We start from the raw sequence: 413 nt of genomic DNA on the forward strand, positions 1-413 counted from the left end.
GGCTCTACACCTCGGGCGGCGGAAACGTTCCCTCGCTGGTCTTCCGCACCCTGACCACCCGCAACCGCGAGGACGGACCGGAGGGCGCGAAGGTCGTCCCCGACCTCGCCACCGACCTCGGCAAGCCCAACGCCGACGCCACCGAGTGGACGTACACCCTCAAGGACGGGCTGAAGTACGAGGACGGCTCCCCGATCACCACCGCCGACGTCAAGTACGGCATCGAACGGTCCTTCGCCGCCGAACTCTCGGGTGGCGCGCCCTACTTGAGGGACTGGCTGGTCGGCGGGGAGAGCTACGAGGGCCCCTACAAGGACGGCGGGAAGGGCCTCGACTCCATCGTCGTGCCGGACGCGAGGACGATCGTCTTCAAACTCCGCAAGCCCGAGGGCAAGTTCCCCTTCCTGGCCACC

At 68.3% G+C, this 413-nt stretch carries 1 protein-coding gene; it reads left to right on the plus strand.

Annotated features, from left to right (window positions below):
• Window positions 1-413 (plus strand): ABC transporter substrate-binding protein (locus G3I71_RS48770; RefSeq protein WP_239149823.1); only part of this gene is annotated, 413 nt, incomplete at both ends.

Origin of the sequence: Streptomyces sp. SID12501 (assembly GCF_010550245.1) — a bacterium.
Lineage (GTDB): Bacteria > Actinomycetota > Actinomycetes > Streptomycetales > Streptomycetaceae > Streptomyces.